Consider the following 17,380-nt stretch of genomic DNA (forward strand, 5'->3'; position numbering starts at 1 on the left):
GGGAGTGGTGCGGGCGTTCTTGTGCAGGGCAATCAACGGTGCGGGCGTTCTTGTGCAGGGCAATCAACATGGCTTCACTCCCTGGATAGATTGCAAGGACTCTATCAACTCCTTCAAAACAGCTCGGGCCATGAAGAGTGGATAGCGTTTAGAGTCTATGCAATCGTCCGGGATGCGACAAATAGGCAGTGGTTGCCCCATCAAACGACCTGCTCAATACGCCACTGCAACGGACACACCACACGCCGGCTGAAGATCACGGCGCAAAGCGCAAGATCCCCGAGGGGATTGATGATCCCGCCATCAAAACGGCGCCGCCCCCGGATCCGTATCCACCGGGGCCTCCCGGGGCCCCGTCACCACGCCGCCACCAGCTGATTTGCGTGCGGGTGCCGTGGACACAGAAGGCGCCGAAGCGCGTGGTGCAGCCGTGGCTGGAGCCGCAGCAGTGGCAGTGGCTGCCACCGCATCGGCCGCACTGGCCACGCCACTCTCCGCCTCGCCCCCCAGCGCCTCGATCAGGTCGGGGATCAGCTTGACCAGCTCGCCCGTGGCAATCGCCACGTCGGTGTCAAAACCGCCGTCGTCGGACTTGGTGCCTTCGAACACCGTGTCCAGGAACGACACCTTCTTGATCTGCAGGCCTTCGGTGAGCATGAAGCTCACGCGGTCGTCCCAGGTGAGGGCAAGTTTGGTGGGCAGCTTGCCCGCGTCGATGTGGGCCTGCACCTCCTCGATGTCCAGTGGGTGGCGGGCGTAGCGCACCACGGCCTTCTCTTCATTCGCGCTCTTGAGTTCGCACTCGCGGTCCACGGTGAAGCCCACGGGCGGCTCCTGCTCCTTGAGCCAGTGGGACATGGCCGCTTGCGGGCTGGTCTGGGTGTTGATCAGCGATACCGACAGGCCGGGCAGGGATTCGACCAGCAGCGTGACCACTTCGTCGGCGCGGCCCTGGCTGGAGGTGTCCAGCACCAGCAGGCGCGATGTGGTGTCGATCCACACCCACATCGAGCCCTGCTTGGTGAAGGCCATGGGCAGCAGGTCGAGCTTGGCCTCGTCTTTCAGCTCCTTGCTTTCCTTCTTGCCGGGCTTGCGGCCGGTTTCCTGCTCGATGCGTTCGGCCTTTTCCTTGACCTTGCGCGCCAGCACGCTGCCGGGCAGCACCTTGGATTCGACCATGAAGCGCAGGATCCACTGGCCCCCGACCGACTCGGCCAGCGGGCCGTGCGGTTCACCGCGCGGCGGCACCCAGCCCAGGGATTTTTCCTGCGTGGCGCCACATTCCATGAAGGGCGCCTTGGCCAGCGCCTCTTCGACCTGCGTCAATTCCACCTGCCATTGCGGAGCAATGCGGTACACGATCATGTTCTTGAACACGGAAAACCTTTTGTTGGGGGCGTTGGTGAATAAAAAACAAGCCAACGGGCTCGGTACCCGCCATTGTCGGCGGTCGCCACCCCGGGCCTGGTGCAGGGCTGCCGGGGCTGCGGCTTGATGCGCGTCAAAAACTATCAATTTGATAGCTATAAAGACTTACCCATCGAGCGGAAGAAGGCATTTTGACCCTGATGGACCAGGGGAACAGGCCGCCCGCCGATGGAGCTTCTTGTCACAACTTTACACAGCCTCATCCAACGCGCACGGCGGCGTTACATGCGGGGCAGACACTGCACCTCAATCGCTGAAACGGTCGTTGCAGCGAGCCAACCCCCGTGAAAGGACACCCACCATGGCACTCCCCTTCCAACGCCGCTTTGCTGCCACCGCCCTGCTGGCGGCCATGGCCCTGCCCGTTTTGGCGCAGCAGCCACCCGCCACACCCCCGGCCGCTTCGGCCAAGGCCCCCGAGGGCCGGCACGAGCGCCGCCACGGCGACCACGCCCAGCGCCATGCCAAGCACCTGGCCGAACTCAAGGCCCAGCTCAAGCTAACCGCCGCCCAGGAACCCGCCTGGACCACCTTCACCACCGCCCTGCAGCCCGGCGAGCGCCCCGCGCGCCTGGACCGCCAGGACATGGACAAGCTCACCACCCCCGAGCGCATCGACCGCATGCGGGCCCTGCGCGCCCAGCATGCCGCCGAGGCCGACCGCCGGGGCGAGGCCACCAAGGCCTTCTACGCCGCGCTGACGCCCGAGCAGCAAAAGACCTTTGACGCCCAGGCGCACCGAGGGCACCGCATGGGCGGCATGAAGGGGGGCGAAGGCCGCCACCATGGCGGTCACGGCGGCGCGGGTGGCAAGCCCGGCCCGGCACCCGCCCAGTAAGACACGAATCAGCGGCCAACGGCTGCATCCCCACCCGCCCGGCGTCTTTCCACAGACGCCGGGCTTTTTTTCGCTCTGCAGACGCCTCTCAGGTCCCGGGAGCCCCAAAAAAATCGAGGCCAGTACCCCGAATTGTGGATAAGTCTGGGAAGAGTTCTGGCACAACCGGGCAGTTATCCACACGAACAACCGCTGCCGAAAAGTTGTTGTACCTGGGCCCCGCGCTTTGTGCAGCACGCCGCACAGACTTTGCGGCGACGCAAACCCGCGCCAGCATTCAGGAAAAAGCGCTTGTCCACAGAAAGGGGGCGACTCTATTACTACTGCTATTTATATATAGAGCTATCAAAGAATAACCAGAACCCCCACTCCGGGGCCCCTCAGGCATCCCTGCACAAGGGAAGACGGCAGCGCCCCGGCGGGCCGGGGGCAAAAAAAGGGAGAAGGGGTTCCGCGCGGCGATCCGATCGGTCGGGGTCGGTCAGGACGGGCGGGTGCCTGGCGCAGGGAAATGCAGGTGTCTGGTTGCGCAGAAAGTCCTGATTGCTATCATTTATATAGCTATAAGTGCTTATCCATTGCGCGGAGAAGGCAGTTTTGACTACTATTTTTGCCTGGCTGGCGCCCGGTGCGTAAAACTGGGGATAGTTCTGGCACAAGCGCCGGGTTATCCACAGAAAAAGGCGACCGCTGGCTTTTGTCCCCGTTGCCGTGACAGCGGGAGCAGGGATCGGTGCACAGAGTTGGCAGATGGCTAAGTGCGCGCCCAGGCTGCAGAAAAACCAGTTGTCCACAGCAAGGGCCGCCCCTTACTACTACGACTATGTATTTATAAAAGATATAAGAAGAAAGACAGGGAACAACTCCCGGGCCGTTGGAGAGGTGCTGTGTGGGTCCCAACCCAAGGGCCTTCGCTGCCCAGGGATGGTCGGCCGTCGGCTTGGCAATGGCCCCGGCGCCTTCTGAAAGCAAAAACCACAGCCAAGGCTGTGGTTTTATCCAGGTTTTGTAAAAGGAAAAGCGAGGAAACCGCCCCGGGGCAGGCAGCCTACGCAGCCGGAGTGCGCAGGAAGGCGTCCAGGAGGTCCACCGACAGGGGGCGGCTGAACAGGTAGCCCTGGTAGAGCTGGCAGCCTGCGCGGGCCAGCAGCTCGCGCTGCTCGGTGCTTTCCACGCCTTCGGCGATCACTTCCAGGCCCAGGCTGCGCGACAGGCCGATGATGGTGTCCACAATCGCGGCGTCGTTGGGGTCGGTGAGCAGGTCGCGCACAAAACTCTGGTCGATCTTGAGCTGGTTGAGCGGCATGCGCTTGAGATAGCTCAGGCTGGAGTAGCCCGTGCCAAAGTCGTCCAGCGAAAAACCCACGCCGTAGCTGCGCAGCGCCTCCATGGTGGCGATGGTGGTTTCCATGTCCTCCACCAGCACACTTTCGGTCAGCTCCAGCTTGAGCTGGCCCGACGGTGCGCCCGTGATGGCCAGCACCCGGGCCACGTCGTCCACAAAACTGGCGTGGCGGAACTGGCGCGAACTCACGTTCACGGCCATGGTCAGGTGGGCCAGGGCCGGGTCTTGCTGCCAGCTGGCCAGCTGCTGGCAGGCGTTGTGCAGCACCCAGCGGCCCAGGGGCAGAATGAGCCCGGTTTCCTCGGCCAGCGGGATGAACTGCGCGGGCGAGACCATGCCGCGCTGCGGATGGGCCCAGCGCACCAGCGCCTCCACCCCCACACACTGGCCGCTGTGGTGCATCTGCGGCTGAAAGTGCAGCAAAAATTCGTCTTGCGCCAGGGCCGAGCGCAGGTCGGCCTCCAGCGCGGCACGGGCCGTGACCACGGCCTGCATGTCGGGGTCAAAAAAGCGCAGCGTGTTGCGCCCGGCGGTCTTGGCCTGGTACATGGCCAGGTCGGCCTGCTTGAGCAGCTCGCCCACGTTGGCCAGCTCCCCCGTGAACGGCGCAATGCCGATGCTGGGCGTGCTGCGGTACTGGTAGCCCGCCAGCGCATACGGCACGGCCAGCATGGTCAGGATTTTTTCGCCTACGCTGCGGGCGTGCATGGCCAGCTCGTGGGGTTTGGGGCTGAGCTCTTCGAGCATCACCACAAACTCGTCGCCGCCCAGGCGCGCCACCGTGTCCACCGCGCGCACGCAGGTGTTCAGGCGCTGCGCCACCTGCTGCAGCAGCAGGTCGCCCTGGTCGTGGCCCAGGGTGTCGTTGAGCTGCTTGAAGTTGTCCATGTCGATGAACAGCAGCGCCCCGCCCTGCTGGCGCCGCTGCGCGGCGGCCAAGGCCTGGTGCATGCGGTCCATGAGCAGCATGCGGTTGGGCAGGCCGGTGAGCGCGTCGTAGAACGCCAGGCGCTGGATCTCCCGCTCGCTGGCCTTGCGCTGGCGGATATCGGTGTTGATGGCCAGGATGGACTGTGGCTGGCCGTCGTCGCCACGCACCAGCGTCCAGCGGCCTTCCACCTCGATGGTGCTGCCATCGCGGTGGCGCTGCACAATCTCGCCGGTCCACTCGCCGTGCTCCAGCACTGTCTGCGTGGCATGCCGGAAATGCGTGGGGTCTTCGTACAGCAGCGTCTCGATGGACTGCCCCAGCGCCTGCAGCTGCGACCAGCCGTACAGGCGCTCCGCGCTCTTGTTCCAGAAGATGATGCGGTGGTCCAGGTCGCGCACCAGGATGGCGTCCTGCGCCTTGTCCAGCAGCGAGGCCTGGTGGCGGATGCGGATATCGGCGAGCTGCCGCTCGATCTCGGCCGACGCACGCGAGGCAAAGATCTGCAGCGTGGAGGTGATGAAGTCCGTGTCGGCAATCGCGTGGCGGAACAGCACGAAGACGATGCCCACCACCTCGCCGTCGGCATTGCACAGCTGCTGGCCCACATAGGCCTGGGCACCCACCGCGCGCAGCACGGGGGCTTCGGGGTACAGCTGCTGCACCTTGTCGGTCACCACATGGGTGCGCTGCGACATCAGCAGCAGGCTGGGGGTGCCGGCCAGGGTGTATTCGTCGTTGGGCAGCATCTGGCCATCGAGCACGGCGGCCAGCGTCACCACGCGGGGGGCCTGGCCCTGGGCCGTGGCGGGCAGCAGCCGCACTACGCAGCCCCCCTGGGCATCGAGGGCGTCGGCCATGTTGCGCACCAGCTGCACAAAAAACTCGGTGCCGGTGCTGGCCGACACGGCCGCCGCCACCTTGAGCACCGAGGCCTGCAGCCGCTGCTGCGCCGTGTGCGCGCGCAGGCTGGTGATGCCAAACGCCAGGTCGCTGGCCAGCTCCTGCAGCAGCGCGGCTTCCTCGGGGCTGATCTGCAGGATGTCGGGCGCGTACAGGTAGAGCAGGCCAAACGCGCGGTCCTGGTCGCGGTGCTGCAGGGGCAGGCAGATCACGCCATGGAAACCGTGGCCCAGCATGCGCTCGGTCCAGTCGGCGAAGTCGCCTTCGGTGCGGATGTCCTGCACGATCACCGGCTGGCCCGAGCGGATGGCCATGCCCGCCGGGCCGCGCCCGTAGGGGTCGTCGGCTGACCAGGACAGGCGCAGGTTCTCCAGGTAGTTCTCGTTGTAGCCCGCGTGGGCCACGGGCTGGATGGACTTGCGTTCATCGTCCAGCGCCAACCCCACCCAGCCCATGCGGTAGCCGCCAATGTCCACCGCAATCTGGCAGACGGCCTGCAGCAGGGCGGTTTCGGAGGTGGCGCGCACCAGGGTTTCGTTGCAGGCGCTCAAGAGGCGCTGTGCGCGGCCCATGCGCGCGAGCTCGCGCTCGGTGCGCAGGCGCTCGGTCACGTCGGTGGCCAGCACCTGCCGCGCCGGGCGGCCGTTGAAGCTGATGCTGCCCGCCGTGATCTCCACGTCCATGAACGAGCCGTCCTTTTTGACATGGCGGCTGATCACCGGCTTGTTGCGCTGGCTCATGGGGATGGCGTCGATGGACGCGCGGATGGCATCGCGCCGCTCGGCCGGCCACAGGTCGGTCATCTGCATGGTCAGCAGCTCGGCCTCGGTGTAGCCGTAGTGGGTCTCCATCGACCGGTTCACCGCCTGCAGCTGCTGCGTTTCCTTGTCGTACACCCACATCGGGTGCGGGTGCTCGTCAAACAGCATGCGGTACTGCAGCTCGGACGCGTGAAGCTGCCCGGCCACATGGCGCAGCTGCACCATGGCACCCAGGGATTCGGTGAGGATCTCCAGGTGGGCCACGTCGCGGCGCGAGAACGCGTTGGTCCTGTCTGAGGTGACCTTGAGCGAACCCACGATGGCGTCGCCACTGCGCAGCGGCACGGCCATCACCGACAGAACGCCGTGGCGGTGCGGCATCGAGGCCATGTCCCAGCCCTCGGCCTCGGTGTCGTTGCACACCACGGTCTGGCCCTGGCTGAGCGCGGGCCAGAGCAGGCTCTGGTCCACCGGCAGCAGGTTGCCCACAGGCCGCACATGGTCGCCCGCCGAGGCCTGCGCCACCAGCTGGCGGCCTTGCAGCAGTTCCACCATCGCGCCGCGCGCCCCGGTCTGGCGCAGCACGGTGCTGGCCACCAGCTGCAACACCTCGGGCAAGGGCATGTCCAGTGACGAGATGCGCTGCTGCACCTGCAGCAGCTCGGCATGGTTCTGCGCATCGCGCTGGGCATCCAGGTCGGCCAGCTTCTGGGCGCTGATGTCGGTCATGCCGCCGACCATCCGCACCGCCCTGCCCTGCAGATCGCGGATCAGAAAGCCGCGGTCCAGCACCCAGGCGTAGCTGCCGTCCTGGCGGCGAAAGCGGTATTCGTCCGACCAGTGGTTGGCTGAACCGTCGATGGCCGCATGGATGCCGTCGAGCACCGCAGCGCTGTCGTCGGGGTGCAGGCGCAGGGTCCATGAGGTGCTGTCGGGCGGCAGCTGGTCCAGCGGCACGCCAAACAGGTTCTGTATGCCCTCGTTCCACCACATCGCATCGGTGTGCAGGTTCCAGTCCCACACGGCATCGGCCGTGGCGCGCGACACCAGGTGAAAACGCTCTTCGCTGAACTGCCGCGCCTGGTGGGCCTGGTGCTGCGCCGAGATGTCCTGGAACGCGCCTTGCACGCGCACGATGTGGCCGTCGGCATCACACACCGCCTGGCCCGCCGTGCGCACCCAGAAATGCCGGTCGCCGGGCATCATCACCTCGGCCTCGATGTCAAACGGCGTGCCCTTCAGCACGCAGTCGTCAAACGCCTTCTGCACCGCCGCGCGGTGCGACAGGGTGTACAGCTGCAGCAGCTGGGCGGCCGAGCCCGTGCGCTGTGCAATGCCGTAGGCGGCAACGATTTCGTCCGACCAGCTCAGCTGCATGCCGGGCAGCTCGACCGTCCAGCCACCAACCCGCGCAATCTGCCCCGTCACGCGCAGCGCCTCGCCCTGCGCGGCCAGCTCTGCGTGCATCTGGTCGCGCTGCTGCACCAGCTCACCCAGCAACTGCTTCTGGCGCCGCAGCTCCAGCTGCATCATGGTCTGCTCGGCCAGGATGCGCAGGCCCTCCAGTTGCTCGGGCGACAGACTGCGCGGCACAGAGTCAAGCACCGCCAGGGTGCCCAGCGCAAACCCCTCGTTCGTCACCAGCGGAACGCAGGCATAGAAGCGGATGTGCGGTTCATCCTGCACCAGCGGGTTGTGGGCAAAGCTGGGGTCCAGCCGGGCATCGGGTACCACGCGGGGCTCGCGGCTGCCACTGAGGGCATGGGCGCAGAACGCAATCGCGCGGTCGGTTTCGCGAAAAGGCACACCCACGGTGGCCTTGAACCACTGCCGCTCGTGGTCCACAAAGTTGACAACCGCCATGGGGCAGTGGCACACCTGTGCCGCCAGCTTGGCCAGCTGGTCAAAACTCTCTTCGGCCGGGGTGTCGAGGATGGCGTAAGACTGCAGTGCCTGGAGCCTGGCGGCTTCTGCGGTGGCTTGCGCTGGTGGCATGGTCGTCAGGCAACCACGGTGCACAGGCGCGTGCACTGGCACCGCCGGGGCAGGGCGACCGGGGTGCGTAGGCAGGCGCAGGGCAGTGGGAACAACAAGGCAGTCGGGCAGCAGGCGGGCACAGGCTCAATGCCTGCACCACAGTGAAAAATCCGGGGGGCGGCAGCCCCCCGGGTCGCAAGGGCAATGCTACACCGCACGGGCACCCCCCGCCGGGGCACTGCATGGGGGTTTGCCCCAAATGAAATGGGCCCCTGCATCCCTGTACCCCGCAGGCCCCGCCGCGCTCGGGGCTTGCCCCTTGCTGTCAGGTGCGTGCGCGGCGGGCACGCACGGCGGCGGCCAGGCTTTCGAGCACCGGCACCGTCTGCGCCAGGCTGATGCAGGCATCCGTCACCGACACGCCGGGCGTGAGCGGCTGGCCCGCCACGATGTCCTGGCGGCCTTCCTGCAGGTGGCTCTCGATCATCAGACCGGTGATGCGTATGTCGCCTGCGGCAATCTGTTGCGCCACGTCGTCTGCCACCGTGATCTGGCGCTGGTGCTGCTTGCTGCTGTTGGCGTGGCTCACGTCAATCATCACCTGCTCGCGCAGGCCTGCGGCCTTGAGCACGGCGCAGGTGGCGTTCACATCGGCCGCGCTGTAGTTGGGCTGCTTGCCGCCGCGCAGGATCACGTGGCAGTCGTTGTTGCCCCGCGTCTCGAAGATCGCGGCCTGGCCCATCTTGGTCATGCCCATGAACGCGTGCGCGGCGCTGGCCGCCTGGATGGCATCGCTCGCCACCTTCACGCCCCCGTCGGTACCGTTCTTGAACCCCACGGGGCACGACAGCCCGCTGGCCAGCTGCCGGTGGCTCTGGCTCTCGGTGGTGCGCGCGCCAATCGCGCCCCAGCTCACCAGGTCGCTGATGAACTGTGGAGAGAGCAGGTCCAGGAATTCGGTGCCCACCGGCAGGCCCAGCGCCAGCACATCCAGCAGCAGCTGGCGCGCCAGCTCCAGGCCTTCGTTGATGGCAAAACTGCCATCCAGGTGCGGGTCGTTGATGTAGCCCTTCCAGCCCACAGTGGTGCGCGGCTTTTCAAAGTACACCCGCATCACGATGAGCAGGTCGTCCGCCAGCGCATCGGCCTGCACCTTGAGCTGGTGCGCATAGTCCATGGCCTGGCCATGGTCGTGGATGGAGCAAGGCCCCACCACCACGATGAGCCGGTCATCCTGCCCATGCAGGATGCGCGAAATGGCGGCACGGCTGGTCTCGACCAGGGTCTGCGCCGCATCGGGCGTGGGCAACCATTCCTGCAGCAGCGCCGGCGTGATCAGCGGGCGCACGGCCTTGATGCGCGTGTCATCGATGCGCGTCGTGTCGTGGGTGGAAATGGGGGTGGCGGAGCGGTGTGCGTGGGTCATGGTGGCCCCGATTGTCGCGGAGCCGCCGTTGTCCACTGGCCAAGGATGTGGTCACACAGCCCGGAACTGGCGCTGCCCAGGCCAGTGACGCAGAGCAAGGGCCGCCCCGCAGCGAGTGCGTCGTCCCCCTCAGGGGGAAGGCGCCGAAGGCGACTCAGGGGGAGCCTCTACGGTCTGCGAAACGCCGCATTCTGCCGCGCCCAGTGGCGCGACTGCAGGTGATCCAGCCGCACCGTGCCGCCGGTGGACGGCGCGTGCACAAACCGCCCCTCGCCCACGTAGATGCCCGCATGGCTGGGCTGGCGGCCGGTGCCGAACACCACCAGGTCGCCCGTGCGCAGCTCGTTGCTGTCGATGGGGGCGCCCCAGGTGTTGAGCTGCGCCACCGTGCGTGGCGGCGGCGTGCCCACCTGGTTGCGGTACACGTAGCCGATGAGGCCACTGCAGTCAAAGCCCGAGTCGGGCGTGTTGCCGCCAAAGCGGTAGGGCGTGCCCACCAGGCCCAGTGCGTGGATGGCGATGTCGTGCGCCTGCTCGGCTGTGAGCGGCGGCGTGGTGCGCAGGGGCGCACTGGATGTGGGCGACGGCGGGGGCCGTGAGGTGCCACATCCGGCAAGGACCAGCAGGGCGGCGGTGCAGGTGGCAAAAGCCAGGCGGTGAAAAACGCGCATGGGCCGAAGGGTAACGGATGGGGCGCGGGGCGGGCCCCTACCCCGTCCACAGGCTGGGGATATTGCTCAAAAGTGCTGCCTGCGCGCGACCATCAAGCGCTGACAGCTACTGTTTTGATAGTACCCCCGTCACCACCCGCTGCTCAATCCACATGCGCCATCGGGGCCGCCGTGGCCCCTGCCGTGGCCTGCGGGCGCCGCGCCATCAAGCGGTTGGCCACGCCCACAATGGCCAGCACCGAGGCAGTCACGATGTTGTGGCTGGCCCCCGCGCCAAAGGTGGCACCGGCCACGCCCTCCATCGCGGCTTCCACAATCGCCAGTGCCTGCGCGTTGGCGCCGGTGCCGGTGGCGCGTTCCTCGTAGTGGTCCACGCGCAGCGGCAGGCCCAGCGCATCCACCGTGGCGGCAATCGGGCCGTTGCCCTGGCCGCGCAGCGTCTGGCGTGTGCCGTCGATGGTCACGTCCAGCTCGATGCCCTGGCCGTCTTCATCGAGCTTGTGGCTGTGGCAGGTGATGGCAGCCTGCGCGGGGGCCCGCAGGTAGGTGGCCTGGAACAGGCTCCACAGCGCATCGCCCGTCATCTCGCCTTCGCTCGCATCGGTCTGGCGCTGCACCACGGCGCTGAACTCCACCTGCATGCGGCGCGGCATCACCACGCCGTGTTCACGCTCCAGCAAGAAGGCAATGCCGCCCTTGCCCGACTGGCTGTTCACGCGGATCACGCTGTCGTAGGTGCGGCCGAGGTCGGCGGGGTCGATGGGCAAATAGGGCACCTCCCACAGCGCATTCGGGTCCTGCGCGGCAAAGCCCTTCTTGATCGCATCCTGGTGCGAGCCCGAGAACGCGGTGAACACCAGGTCGCCCGCATACGGGTGGCGCGGGTGCACGGGCAGCGAGGTGCATTCCTCGGCAATGCGCGCGACCGAGGTGATGTCCGAGAAGTCGAGGTTCGGGTGCACGCCCTGTGTGTAGAGGTTGAGCGCCAGGGTCACGATGTCCACGTTGCCGCAGCGCTCGCCGTTGCCGAAGAGGCAGCCTTCCACGCGGTCGGCGCCGGCCATCATCGCGAGTTCTGCCGCCGCCACGCCCGTGCCCCGGTCGTTGTGCGGGTGCACCGAGAGCACGATGTGCTCGCGCGGCGCAAGGTGCCGGTCCATCCACTCGATCTGGTCGGCAAACACGTTGGGCGTGGCGTTCTCCACCGTGGTGGGCAGGTTGATGATGATGGGGCGACCGGGGCCAGCGTTCCACGCGGCAATCGCGGTCTGGCAGGCCTTGAGGGACACGCTGAGTTCGGTGGCGCTGAAGGTCTCGGGTGAGTATTGCAAGGTCCACTGCGTTTCGGGCTGCGTATCGGTCAGCTGCTTGAGGTAGCCCACGTGGTGCGCGATGAGCTGCATCACCTGCGTCACGTTCATGCCGAACACGATGCGCCGCCAGGCGGGTGCGGTGGCGTTGTAGAGGTGCACGATGGCGCGTGGCGCGCCCTGCACAGCCTCGACGGTGCGAGCGATCAGGTCTTCGCGCGACTGGGTCATGACCATGAGGGTCACGTCGTCGGGGATGAGGTTCTCGTCGATGAGGCGGCGCACAAAGTCGAAGTCGGTCTGCGATGCTGCCGGAAAACCGACCTCGATCTCCTTGAAGCCGATGCGCACCAGCTCGGCAAAGAGCTTCATCTTGCGCTCGCCGTTCATCGGCTCGAACAGCGCCTGGTTGCCGTCGCGCAGGTCGGTGGAGAGCCACCGGGGTGCGCGGGTGATGCTGCGGCTGGGCCATTGGCGGTCGGCGAGCGCAATGGGGGCGATGGGCTGGTACTTGGTGGCGGGCTTGGCAATCATGAGAGGCTCCACGAACGGTGTGTGCACGGTGTGCACAGCAGGTCAAACGAAATGAAAACAAAACGTGTGACATCCCCTGCAGCCCTTTGCGTGTGCAAAGGCTGGTTCGCGGGCCGGGGTCAGGGGGAGATCAGGTGTTGCGCTGAGCGAATCAGGCAACGAGGGTGGCGAACGCAGGCAGACCCCGGCCAGGCACTAGGCCTAGCGATAGGGTGGGTAGGAGCATGCTGCGTTGCATAGGGGGCCAAAGATAGCACAGGCCTGCGGCAGCGCGCAAGAATGTGATAAAAATTGGCCGCTACCGCGCGACAGACAAGCACTTTAAGCTATAAAAATAATAGCTAATCCCATTGACAGGATGGCGGCCCAGGTGGGTCCCATCCCCCTTTTTCTTTCTGTTCAGGAGACCCCCATGCCCTACATGCTGCTCATCATGGAACCCCACGGCCAGCGCGCTGAACGGGGGCTGGCGGGTGGGCAGGAGGCCTATGCGCGCATGCAGCGGTTTGGCGAAGGGCTGCAGGCGCGGGGCCTGCTGCGTGCCTCCGAGTCGCTGGCCTCCACCGACCAGGCCGTGCGCCTGCAGGTGCGCGAGGGCCAGACCCGGCTGGTGGATGGCCCGTTTGCCGAGACCAAGGAAATGGTGGGCGGCTTCTATCTGCTGGACTGCGCCACCCGCGACGAGGCCGTGGCCATTGCGCGCGCCTGCCCGGCCGCCGAATGGGCCACCGTGGAGGTGCGCGAGGTCGCACCCTGCTACCACGGCGCTGAGGCTTGAGCAGCCCTGTGCCCTATGCCGTGGCACCCGCCTGCAGCGCCAGAAACTGCGCCACCGGCATGGGCCGCGCAAACACGTAACCCTGCAGCACATCGCAGCCTTGCTGCACCAGGTAGTCGGCCTGCTGCGGGGTTTCCACGCCCTCGGCGGTCACCTGCAACCCCAGGCCGTGGGCCAGCGCCACGATGGCGGTGACGATGGTGCGGCTGTGTTCCTGCTCGGGCAGGTCGCGCACAAAGCTGCGGTCGATCTTCAGGCGCCGCATCGGCAGCTGGCGCAGGTAGGCCAGCGATGAGTAGCCTGTGCCGAAGTCGTCAATGGCCAGGTGGATGCCCAGCTGGCTCAGGCGGTGCAGCGTGTGCGCGCCCGCCTCCATGTTTTCCATCAGCACGGTTTCGGTGAGTTCGATTTCGAGCAGGTGGGCGGGCAGGCCTTCCTCGCGCAGGATGTCCATCACGCGCTCCAGAAACTGCGGGTCGCCCAGCTGGCGCGCCGAGATGTTGACGGCCACCCGCAGCGGCCCGGGGGCAGTCCAGCGCGCGGCGTCGCGGCAGGCGGTGCGCAGCACCCAGTAGCCCAGCGGCACGATGAGGCCGCAGTCCTCGGCCACCGACACGGCTTCGAGTGGCGGCACCGGGCCCAGCTCGGCGTGGGTCCAGCGCAGCAGCGCCTCGGCCCCCACCATGGCCTGGCCGCGCGCGGCAAACAGCGGCTGGTAGTGCAGTGCCAGCCCGCCGCCCTGCTGCTCCAGCTCGGCGCGCAGCGCATGTTCGATGGCCTGGCGCCGCACCACGGCCTGGTTCATCGACGGCTCGAAGCGCACGCAGCGGTTCTTGCCCATCTCCTTGGCGCGGTACATGGCGGTGTCGGCGTTGCTCACCAGGGCGTTGATGTCGGGCGCATCGTCGGGAAAGGTCGCAATGCCCGCGCTGCCCGTGACGTTCATCTGCTGCCCCACCTCGCTGTAGGCCGCCTGGAAGACGCCGATGATGCGCTGCGCGTATTTCTCCAGCGCGGCGTCGTCCATGTCCAGCCGCAGGATCAGCGCAAACTCGTCGCCGCCCAGGCGTGCGATGGTGTCGTCGCTGCGCACCACCGACTGCAGGCGCTGCGCCACCTGGCGCAGCAGGCCGTCACCTGCGGCATGCCCGAAGGTGTCGTTGAGCGTCTTGAAGTTGTCCAGATCGATGTAGACCAGCGCCACCCGGTGCCCCTGGCTGCGTGCCTGCTCCAGCTCGGCGGCCAGCCGCTCGTTGAACGCGTGGCGGTTGCCGGTGCCCGTGACGGCGTCGGTGTGGGCCAGCGTGTGCAGCCGGTGCTCGGCCTCGCGCACGGCGGCGCGGCTGCGCAGCACCATGGCCGTGGCCACCCCCATGGCGCACACGGCCACCAGCAGTGCGCTGGCAAAACGCAGGGCCAGCCGGGTGTGCAGCTCGCGCATTGACTTGCGGATGTACAGCGTGCCCAGGGGGTTCGCCGTGCCCACCGCACCCGGGATGGCGCGGGCGATCTCCAGCCGCTCCCAGCCGGAGCGCTCCAGCGCACCGTTCATGCCCGCCGCGCGCAGCGTGGTCGGAAACGCCGGGTCGCGGTCACGCACATAGTGGGCAAACAGCACGCCATCGTTGTCGTACACGCCCGCCGCCAGCACCATCGACGACGAGCGCAGCGCACCCAGCATTTCGTTGGCCGTGCCCGTGTCGCGGAACATCACGGCTGCCGAGATGTTGTCGGCCACGATGGCGGCCTCCACGCGGCTGTCCTGCAGCATCGAGCTGCGGGTGCTCCAGTAGTCCATGGCCGTGAGCGCCAGCACCACGGTCAGCAGCGCCAGGCCGGCCGACAGGATGCCCGTGGCCACCAGCCGCGACGACAGCAGGATGGGCGGCAGCAGCGGGGCCGGTGCCTGGGGGGCGGGGGTGGGCTGCAGGGGCGTCATTTGCCCGCCCGGGCCAGGCGCAACAGCCTGGAGCTGATGGTGAGCCCCGCCTTCGCGGCCGCATCGGGGTTGATGCCGAACACGATGCGCCCATCGCGCTGGGCCAATGCGATGACGATCTCGGGGTTGACGAAGGTCAGCTCATCGGAGACCGTGAGCACGCCGTGCGCCGCAGGCAGGGCCCGCAGCGCGCGCAGCGCAGGCTCGACATCCGCATTGCTCAGCACCACCACGCGGCACTGGCGCAGGCTGGCGGGTTCCAGCAGCTTCACCCGCAGGGTGCGGCCCTTGCTGGCGGGTTTGCCCTCCAGCGCACTCAGGGGGCGCCGGAGCGGGCTGAAGGGCGACACGCACAGGCCCATCTCCTGGGGCGAGTCCGCCTCGCTGTCGGGCCATTCGATGAACTGGATGAAGTTGAAGATGTAGGCGGCCTTCAGCTCCAGCTCGCCCACGGGTTCGTTGGCATGGCTGGCGCCCCCGCCCACCGCGCACAGCACCACCCACAGCCAGGCCACCAGCTTTGTGTGTAGGCGCAGGGGGGGTGGACATGGCTCAGAACGCGTAGGTGAGCTTGATGCGGTAGGTCCGCCCGTCCTGGCGCACGGTGTCCTCGCGGATCTCGAACGAGGCCGGGTCGGCGTGCTGGCGGTTGAACAGGTTGTAGACCCCCACCGACACATCGACATCGGCCACGCGGGTGGTGTAGGTGGCATTGGTCAGCACATGCCCGGGCAGGCGGGTGCCGCGCACCGTGCTGCGCGGGCCGATGCCGATGGCCTCGATGCCATAGCGCCCCGTGCCGACACCCGGCACCGCGCCCCAGCGCAGGGTGTCCGACCACTGCAGCTTGAGCAGGTGCCGGGGGGCGTTGGTGAGCGGCCCGGCCTGCGAGGGGTCGCGCGCCCGCTGCCAGCCGTAGGCCACGCGCACGCGCTGGCCGCCCTGCCAGCGCTGCTCGGCCTCGGCCTCCAGGCCGTGCACCTGCACGGCACGGGTGTTGCCCACCGTGAGCCGATCGGCGTGGCTGGAAGTGTCGAACGCGACCAGATCGGTCACGGACGAGCGGAATGCCGTGAGCAGCCAGCGGCTGGCGGCGTTGGGTGCGTGTTCCAGCGCCAGCTCGGTGGTGCGCACGCGCTCCGAGCGCAAGCCCGTTCCTTCCACTACGCCACCCGGCAGGTCCACGCGGTAGTCGCGCTCGTAGGCGTTGGGCGGGCGGTAGGCCGTGCCGTGCAGCAGCTTGACGGCGGTGGCGGGGTTCCACCAGTACACCAGCCCCAGGCGGGGGTGGACGGCGCTTGTGCTGCCCGACTGCTTGCCCCAGCGCAGCCCGGCATGGAGCGTGAGGTCGGCGCTGAGCGCGAACTCGTCCTGGAAGTACAGGCCCAGCACGTCGCCTTTGCGGCGGGCATCCAGGTACTGGGCGGGCGGTGCAAGGTCGGTATTGGTCTGGTCGATGCGCGTGTCGCGCCGGTAGTCCAGGCCCCAAGAGAGCTTGTGGCGCGCCAGCGCCGTGCTCACCCACTGCCACTCGGTGCCCCACCACTGGCCGGTGCCCACGTCGCGGTTCTGCGTGATGGGCGGGTAGTCGTACACATAGTCGCCCACAAACTGGTAGCGGCCTGCATGCAGCCGCCCGGTAAAGGCCAGCGTGGGCTGCAGTTGCGTGGTGTATTCGGCCGCCAGCAGCGTGCTTTGGTCGATGAAGCGCGAGCGCGGGTCGTTGAAGACCTGCGAAAACGCGGCCGTGGGCACGCCCTTGGTGCGCTCGCCATGGGCCAGCGTGAGCGCCAGCCCCCCGTGCGCCCGGCGCACAAACAGCTGGGTGCTGCGGTCGTAGTCGAGCCTCTGCGCGATGCCGCCAGGGTTCTCTGGCGTATCGAAGACGGGGTAGCGCTGGTCGGCCCCACGCTTGGTGGTCCGGGTGGCCGAAACCAGCCAGTCTGCTCCCAGCGCATCCGTCGTGCCCACCGAAGCCCTCAGCTTGGCGCTGCCGTGGCTGCCCGCCTCCGCACTCACCTGCGGCCCGGCCAGCTGGCGGCCTTTGCGCGTGATCACATTGATGACGCCAAAGAATGCATTGGCCCCATACACCGCCGACCCGGGCCCGGGCACAAACTCCACCCGGTCCACCCGGTCCACCAGGTCCAGGTCCAGTGGAAAGTCGCTGCCGATGCCCGCCTGGTCGTAGATGTTGTCGTTGAAACGCACTCCATCGACCAGCAGCAGCACCCGTGTGTTGTAGTCGCCCGGGGTTGCAAAGCCGCGGGTGCCCAGGTAGTGGTAAGCGCGGTCATAAGAGATGTACAGCCCGCGCATGCTGCCCAGCACTTCGGCCAGTGTTCGGTAGCCAAACAGCCGGATGTCGTCGGCAGTGACCACGCTCACGGCGGCGGGGGCTTCGAGCGCCGTTTGAGCATAGCGACTGGCCGTGGTGACCTGCATCTGCATGAGTTGCTCCAGCGGCAGGTCAGCCACAGCCACCTGTGCATGCAGGCTCCCGGCCCCAGCCCCGGCGCAAAGCAATGACAGCACCCTTGGG

Annotated in this window: 10 protein-coding genes; 2 read left to right on the forward strand and 8 right to left on the reverse strand. The window is 67.3% G+C overall.

The window, feature by feature from the left end; genetic code table 11:
• Positions 1-303: 303 nt before the first annotated feature.
• Complete coding sequence (locus tag A1D30_RS18870; protein WP_063462255.1) at positions 304-1,377, reverse strand: recombination-associated protein RdgC; 1,074 nt, start codon at positions 1,375-1,377, stop codon at positions 304-306.
• 352 nt (positions 1,378-1,729) lie between these two features.
• Between A1D30_RS18870 and A1D30_RS18875 the strand changes: the two genes are divergently transcribed.
• Positions 1,730-2,266 carry a Spy/CpxP family protein refolding chaperone gene (locus tag A1D30_RS18875; RefSeq protein WP_063462256.1) on the forward strand — a complete coding sequence of 179 codons (537 nt, stop codon included), beginning with the start codon at positions 1,730-1,732 and terminating at the stop codon, positions 2,264-2,266.
• Between the two features lie 1,048 nt (positions 2,267-3,314).
• Here A1D30_RS18875 and A1D30_RS18880 read toward each other — a convergent pair.
• From A1D30_RS18880 to leuA, 4 genes are all read right to left on the reverse strand, one after another.
• Complete coding sequence (locus A1D30_RS18880) at positions 3,315-8,198, reverse strand: EAL domain-containing protein (RefSeq protein WP_063462257.1); 4,884 nt, start codon at positions 8,196-8,198, stop codon at positions 3,315-3,317.
• A gap of 307 nt (positions 8,199-8,505) precedes the next feature.
• The gene (locus A1D30_RS18885; RefSeq protein ID WP_063462258.1) at positions 8,506-9,606 is read right to left on the reverse strand and encodes a 3-deoxy-7-phosphoheptulonate synthase; all 1,101 of its coding nucleotides are present in this window, start codon (positions 9,604-9,606) and stop codon (positions 8,506-8,508) included.
• A gap of 167 nt (positions 9,607-9,773) precedes the next feature.
• Positions 9,774-10,277: a C40 family peptidase gene (locus A1D30_RS18890; protein WP_063462259.1), complete on the reverse strand. Its 504-nt coding sequence runs from the start codon at positions 10,275-10,277 to the stop codon at positions 9,774-9,776.
• Positions 10,278-10,420: 143 nt separating this feature from the next.
• Positions 10,421-12,121 carry a 2-isopropylmalate synthase gene (gene leuA / locus A1D30_RS18895; RefSeq protein WP_063462290.1) on the reverse strand — a complete coding sequence of 567 codons (1,701 nt, stop codon included), beginning with the start codon at positions 12,119-12,121 and terminating at the stop codon, positions 10,421-10,423.
• A gap of 412 nt (positions 12,122-12,533) precedes the next feature.
• Between leuA and A1D30_RS18900 the strand changes: the two genes are divergently transcribed.
• Complete coding sequence (locus tag A1D30_RS18900; RefSeq protein ID WP_063462260.1) at positions 12,534-12,899, forward strand: YciI family protein; 366 nt, start codon at positions 12,534-12,536, stop codon at positions 12,897-12,899.
• 13 nt (positions 12,900-12,912) lie between these two features.
• Here the strand turns inward: A1D30_RS18900 and A1D30_RS18905 are convergent, their stop codons facing one another.
• Genes A1D30_RS18905 through A1D30_RS18915 form a run of 3 tightly spaced genes read right to left on the reverse strand, consistent with a single transcriptional unit; the run spans position 12,913 to position 17,316 of the window.
• A complete protein-coding gene (locus A1D30_RS18905) occupies positions 12,913-14,838 on the reverse strand; it encodes an EAL domain-containing protein (protein WP_063462261.1) in 1,926 nt (641 codons plus the stop codon).
• Positions 14,835-15,353, reverse strand: coding sequence for a YfiR family protein (locus A1D30_RS18910; RefSeq protein WP_242421942.1), 519 nt, complete (start codon positions 15,351-15,353; stop codon positions 14,835-14,837). Before A1D30_RS18910 ends, A1D30_RS18905 begins: the two co-directional genes overlap by 4 nt.
• 37 nt (positions 15,354-15,390) lie before the next feature.
• Positions 15,391-17,316, reverse strand: coding sequence for a TonB-dependent receptor (locus A1D30_RS18915; RefSeq protein WP_242421943.1), 1,926 nt, complete (start codon positions 17,314-17,316; stop codon positions 15,391-15,393).
• Positions 17,317-17,380 lie beyond the last annotated feature (64 nt).

The sequence above is a fragment of the Acidovorax sp. GW101-3H11 genome (assembly GCF_001633105.1).
Classification (GTDB): Bacteria; Pseudomonadota; Gammaproteobacteria; order Burkholderiales; family Burkholderiaceae_C; genus Acidovorax.

Excerpts from the sequence above, each read along its gene's own strand:
- A1D30_RS18875 (WP_063462256.1), top strand. The coding sequence starts at position 1,730 with ATGGCACTCCCCTTCCAACGCCGCTTTGCTGCCACCGCCCTGCTGGCG.
- A1D30_RS18880 (WP_063462257.1), bottom strand. The coding sequence starts at position 8,198 with ATGCCACCAGCGCAAGCCACCGCAGAAGCCGCCAGGCTCCAGGCACTG.
- A1D30_RS18885 (WP_063462258.1), bottom strand. The coding sequence starts at position 9,606 with ATGACCCACGCACACCGCTCCGCCACCCCCATTTCCACCCACGACACG.
- A1D30_RS18890 (WP_063462259.1), bottom strand. The coding sequence starts at position 10,277 with ATGCGCGTTTTTCACCGCCTGGCTTTTGCCACCTGCACCGCCGCCCTG.
- leuA (WP_063462290.1), bottom strand. The coding sequence starts at position 12,121 with ATGATTGCCAAGCCCGCCACCAAGTACCAGCCCATCGCCCCCATTGCG.
- A1D30_RS18900 (WP_063462260.1), top strand. The coding sequence starts at position 12,534 with ATGCCCTACATGCTGCTCATCATGGAACCCCACGGCCAGCGCGCTGAA.
- A1D30_RS18905 (WP_063462261.1), bottom strand. The coding sequence starts at position 14,838 with ATGACGCCCCTGCAGCCCACCCCCGCCCCCCAGGCACCGGCCCCGCTG.